Here is a 4,361-nt window from a genome sequence, read left to right as displayed (position 1 = left end):
CAATACAATGTAACGCATAAATAAGTACAATAATGTAATGCAATTATCAATACAATGTAACGCATAAATAAGTACAATAATGTAATGCAATTATCAATACAATGTAACGCATAAATAAGTACAATAAACTAGAATAAAACACGCCTTTAATTCATTTGCATAGCAGAGTTTTATTGACTGCTACCCCTTAATCATCATATAATTGTTATATAGCCAGCATATACCGTGGGCACAATATCCACTACGTTACTATTGACCCAAGGCATGCCGGTAAGGGGAAACCCCTTAACCCCAACCCCTCACAAAAAGCCGTGAGGGGTAAAAAACAACCGCTACTCGTGAGGATAAAATGGCAAGGACAAAGTGGCTAAAAATCAGAGTGTCTGACGATGAGATAGTAGATATTAAAAAGCGTGCAGGTCAGCACGATATGTCAACCTATGCTCGCGGATTAATACTCGATCAGCCGGTAGCCGTGCCCGAACCTAAGACCAAAAAAATCGTACATAGTGCCGACCCCGAATTGGTACGAGCCATTAATCGTATCGGTATCAATATCAACCAAATCGCCAAGCAAACCAATACAGGGCAAGAAGTCGGTAATGCCGTATTAATTGCCTTATTGGATTTGCAAACCACGCTAGACAAAGCACTAGCATCGAGTATGCCCGATGATCGTTAAATTCTTCACACATGGCACTGGTGGCAGTAAAGGCGTGTTTGATTACTTGCTCAAAGACAAAGACCAAGAGGACGGACTCCGCAGAGATGCCGAGGTGCTACGTGGTGACATTGATAATCAAGCTTTGCTAATTGACTCGCTCGACTTCAAGCAAAAATATACTAGCGGTTGCTTATCCTTCACAGAGTCAGCCGACCAAGTGACCGAGGAACAAAAAAACGCTTTAATGGACGGCTTTGAGCAAACCATTCGAGCAGGGCTAGACGTTGATAGAGTAGCTGTATCATGGATTGAGCACAGAGACAAAGGTAGATTAGAGCTGAATTTTGTCTTTGCCAATGTTGATTTAGAGCATGGCCGTGCGTTTCAGCCCTATATTCATAACGTAGATAAGCGCCGTGTCAACGCATGGAAAGACATACAAAACATCGAGCATGGCTTTACCGACCCCAATGATCCCGCCAAAAAGAGACTCATGGCGCAGCGTGACAACTTACCAAGAGACATTAAAGAGGCGAGACAAGCCATTACTGACGGCTTAACAGAGTTAGTGGAAGAGGGCGTTATAACGAGCCGTGACGATGTTATTCAAGCATTAACTGATGGTGGCTTTGAGATAGCACGAGAGACAGACAAAGCAATCAGCATCAAAAACCCAGATCCCACAGCAAAACGAAATATCAGGCTAACAGGCAGATTATATGAGCGAGATTTTAACTTTAGCGCAGAAGTTCAAAGCACAGTCACAGCAGCAAGCAAAGACTATCGAGCAAGAAGTACAGAACGCTACGACGCAGCTAAACAGCTTTATGACAGCGAAATTGCAAGAAAGCGAGACTATCATCAGTCAAGGCATGACAAGCCTAGACGCGAGCAACGAGCAGTTACAGCAGATGTTAGACAAGCATCAACAAGATTTAGCTACAGCCCTTACAACCTATTTGAACAACGTCCAAGCCCATTTAACCCAAGATTTAAACCAACTCGCAAAAGAGAATCAGACAATGATTCAGAACTACGCACAGCACACTACACAGCTGATAGAGCAAAGAGAGAGCGCAATAGCGCAAGCCATCAAGTCAAAAATCGGCAAGTGGGCAACAATCGCAGGGATAGCGTTATTAGTGATATTCGTGCTAGGGGTGCTATTGGGAACAAAAATGAACAAGCCCACGACTTACAAGTATTATCACGACAGCAAGAGCGGTCAAACGTATATGCTACCGCTAAAGGATTAAAAGATGGACAAACAGCTATTAGACCAAGTACAGCAAGCGCTGCAAGCACAGCAGGACACGATCAAACGTCAAGCGCAGATGCTCGACGACAAAGACCAAGATATAGCCGAATTGACAGCATCATTGACCAAGCTAGCACAAGCGCAAACACAGCAAGCAAAGGACTTGCCGAGCTTGCTAGAGCAGTTACAGAACAAGATAAGCGAACAAGTGAGCGTACAGAGCGATTGGCTCAGTCATCGAAAGACTTACATGAACTCGATAAAACAGCTAGTAGACGAGTCAGCAAAGCTGTGCAGCACTCAAATTCAGCTAGTAGAGAGCATGAAAGAGTATCAGAGTGCAATAGTGCCACAAGAGAGCTTAAACGCCAGTACGGGGCAGTTAAAGGGCAAATTGAACAGTTTGCGGAAAATGCAGAACGAACTAGAGACCTCACAAACAAAAATAACAAGCTCGCAGACAGAAATAGAGACGGAACTGCAGGAATTAGACAAGTTGCTGAACAAATTAGAGAAGTGATAAAGACACAAGAAAACCAACGGCAACGATATTCAGCTCCTAGAATGGGTCGATAAATATATTAAAAGGAATAGAAATAAATGATTGGAACCCAGTAAACATAAGGGATTGAAGGTGGTTTGCAAAGAGTGTAAACTACAAAAACGATTAAGCCCCGACGTTGGTAGCGTCAGGGCTTAGGTAAAACTAATCTATGCGTGGCAGCAAAGATATAATAACACTTGTGGTGAGTCGTATTATATCTAAGCCACTGCGCTAATTCAAGCGTATCAAATATGGACAATCTACAGAGAGTAGACCCTCAAAAGTGGCGTGAATACCCCGTCCTCCAAACGTTCTATGATGATTTACCTATAAAACCTTATTGTTCGCTAGCAAAAGGCGCTTGTTTCGTGCAGCCTAAAAAATTTGCTATTAAAAACAATTATATACAGCCTAATCACCCAGCCGTTATGCGCTGGCTGTGGTTTGACATAGACCACCCTGATGCGCTATTTACGTACTACTACGAAAACACTCCCGTACCCAACCTAATCATAGTAAACCCTGAAAATGGCCACGCCCATGTAGGCTTTCGCCTACGAGTCGAAGTAGGGCTTACAGGCGACTCAAGGTTAAAGCCGATCAACTACATGAGAGCAGTATATTACGCTCTAAGGCTAGTGCTAGGGGCTGATGCTGGGTACGTAGGAAACCTCATCAAATGCCCCTTTGATACGGATATATGGCAGGTATACATCAGCGGCAAAAAGGACTATGACCTGAAAGACTTAGCAGACATGCTAGACCTAGAGGTACTACCCAAAACTAGCGATAATGACGATATTTTCGGACGTAATAAAGCCCTGTTTGACTATACGCGCCATATAGCCTATCCATTAGCGTCTCAGCATAGCTACAGGACGCTGTTAGCTGAACTGCTACCGATTGCTACTGCATACAATGCAACGTACCCGATACCGCTATTTGAGAATGAAGTGTACACAATCTGCAAGAGCATAGCGCGATACTGTTACTCTGCCAAATTCAATAACGGCAACGTCTCACAGGCACATAGAGAAGTACAAAGCATGAGAGGCAGGAAAGGTGGCGCTAAGTCTAAACGTAAGCCTAGCAAGACCTCAGAGCGCACTCTAAAGCCTTGGCTAGAACTAGGTATAAGCCGAGCAACATACTACAGAGACCTAAATAAGAATAATTCTCAAAAATGAGACCAGATAAGCATCAGATATTAGCCCCCTTTAGGGGGTAGTCAGTAGATGTTTGTACGTGTCATATACTATGCTTTTACTTTCTTCACGTATAAATATATAAATCACATCTAAGACTTTTCAGTGAGTCGCAATTCTGATCCCTGCTATAGTGTTCTAATGTTGCCACCAAAAGCTGTGTCTGCCATACAAACCTAATGATGCCACCGTTTGACCGCCTAAGATGCTTAGGCTATTTCCTCTGTGTGCCTTGCTGTTAAAGGTCTAGAGCGCCTTGTCCGTTCTTTTTTATATACCGCTTGATGAACTCCCTTAGCACTAATGACTGTGTGTATCCGTCTCTCTCTACTATGTCTTTGAAGGCCTTGGCTGTGTCCTCGTCTAATCTGATGTTGATGGTTGCTTGTTTACTCTTGCTCATTGTGTAACCTCTCTTTATGTAATGCAATGTTATATACAATGTAATGCTTAAAGACTTACATTATTGCCATTTTATTCAACGATGTAATGCAGCGTTAAGTACATTATAATGCAATATTAAGTACGAAACCACCCATTTATATGTATTTATGTAATGCAAGTATCAATACAATGTAACGCATAAATAAGTACAATAATGTAATGCAATTATCAATACAATGTAACGCATAAATAAGTACAATAATGTAATGCAATTATCAATACAATGTAACGCATAAATAAGTACAA

General features: G+C 42.3%; 4 protein-coding genes. All 4 read left to right on the top strand.

Annotated elements, in window-relative coordinates:
- Positions 1 to 349 precede the first annotated feature (349 nt).
- The 4 genes from C6W44_RS13330 (at position 350) to C6W44_RS13310 (ending at position 3,653) form a co-directional block, all read left to right on the top strand.
- Positions 350 to 682, top strand: coding sequence for a plasmid mobilization protein (locus tag C6W44_RS13330; protein ID WP_105246783.1), 333 nt, complete (start codon positions 350 to 352; stop codon positions 680 to 682).
- 701 nt (positions 683 to 1,383) lie between these two features.
- Positions 1,384 to 1,920: an MbeB family mobilization protein gene (locus C6W44_RS13760; protein WP_105246781.1), complete on the top strand. Its 537-nt coding sequence runs from the start codon at positions 1,384 to 1,386 to the stop codon at positions 1,918 to 1,920.
- A gap of 3 nt (positions 1,921 to 1,923) precedes the next feature.
- Complete coding sequence (locus C6W44_RS13755; RefSeq protein ID WP_105246779.1) at positions 1,924 to 2,442, top strand: hypothetical protein; 519 nt, start codon at positions 1,924 to 1,926, stop codon at positions 2,440 to 2,442.
- Positions 2,443 to 2,834: 392 nt separating this feature from the next.
- On the top strand, positions 2,835 to 3,653 hold the full coding sequence (locus C6W44_RS13310; RefSeq protein ID WP_158676737.1) for a replication initiation protein: 819 nt from the start codon (positions 2,835 to 2,837) through the stop codon (positions 3,651 to 3,653).
- The last annotated feature ends 708 nt before the right edge of the window (positions 3,654 to 4,361 follow it).

Origin of the sequence: Psychrobacter sp. Marseille-P5312, assembly GCF_900291405.1 — a bacterium.
GTDB lineage: Bacteria > Pseudomonadota > Gammaproteobacteria > Pseudomonadales > Moraxellaceae > Psychrobacter > Psychrobacter celer.
The sequence above is the reverse complement of the archived record's forward strand: the minus strand, read 5'-3'. Positions and strand labels throughout refer to the sequence as shown.

Bases quoted from the DNA above. Each gene is read 5' to 3' on its own strand.
- C6W44_RS13760 (WP_105246781.1), top strand. From the start codon at position 1,384: ATGAGCGAGATTTTAACTTTAGCGCAGAAGTTCAAAGCACAGTCACAG.
- C6W44_RS13330 (WP_105246783.1), top strand. From the start codon at position 350: ATGGCAAGGACAAAGTGGCTAAAAATCAGAGTGTCTGACGATGAGATA.
- C6W44_RS13755 (WP_105246779.1), top strand. From the start codon at position 1,924: ATGGACAAACAGCTATTAGACCAAGTACAGCAAGCGCTGCAAGCACAG.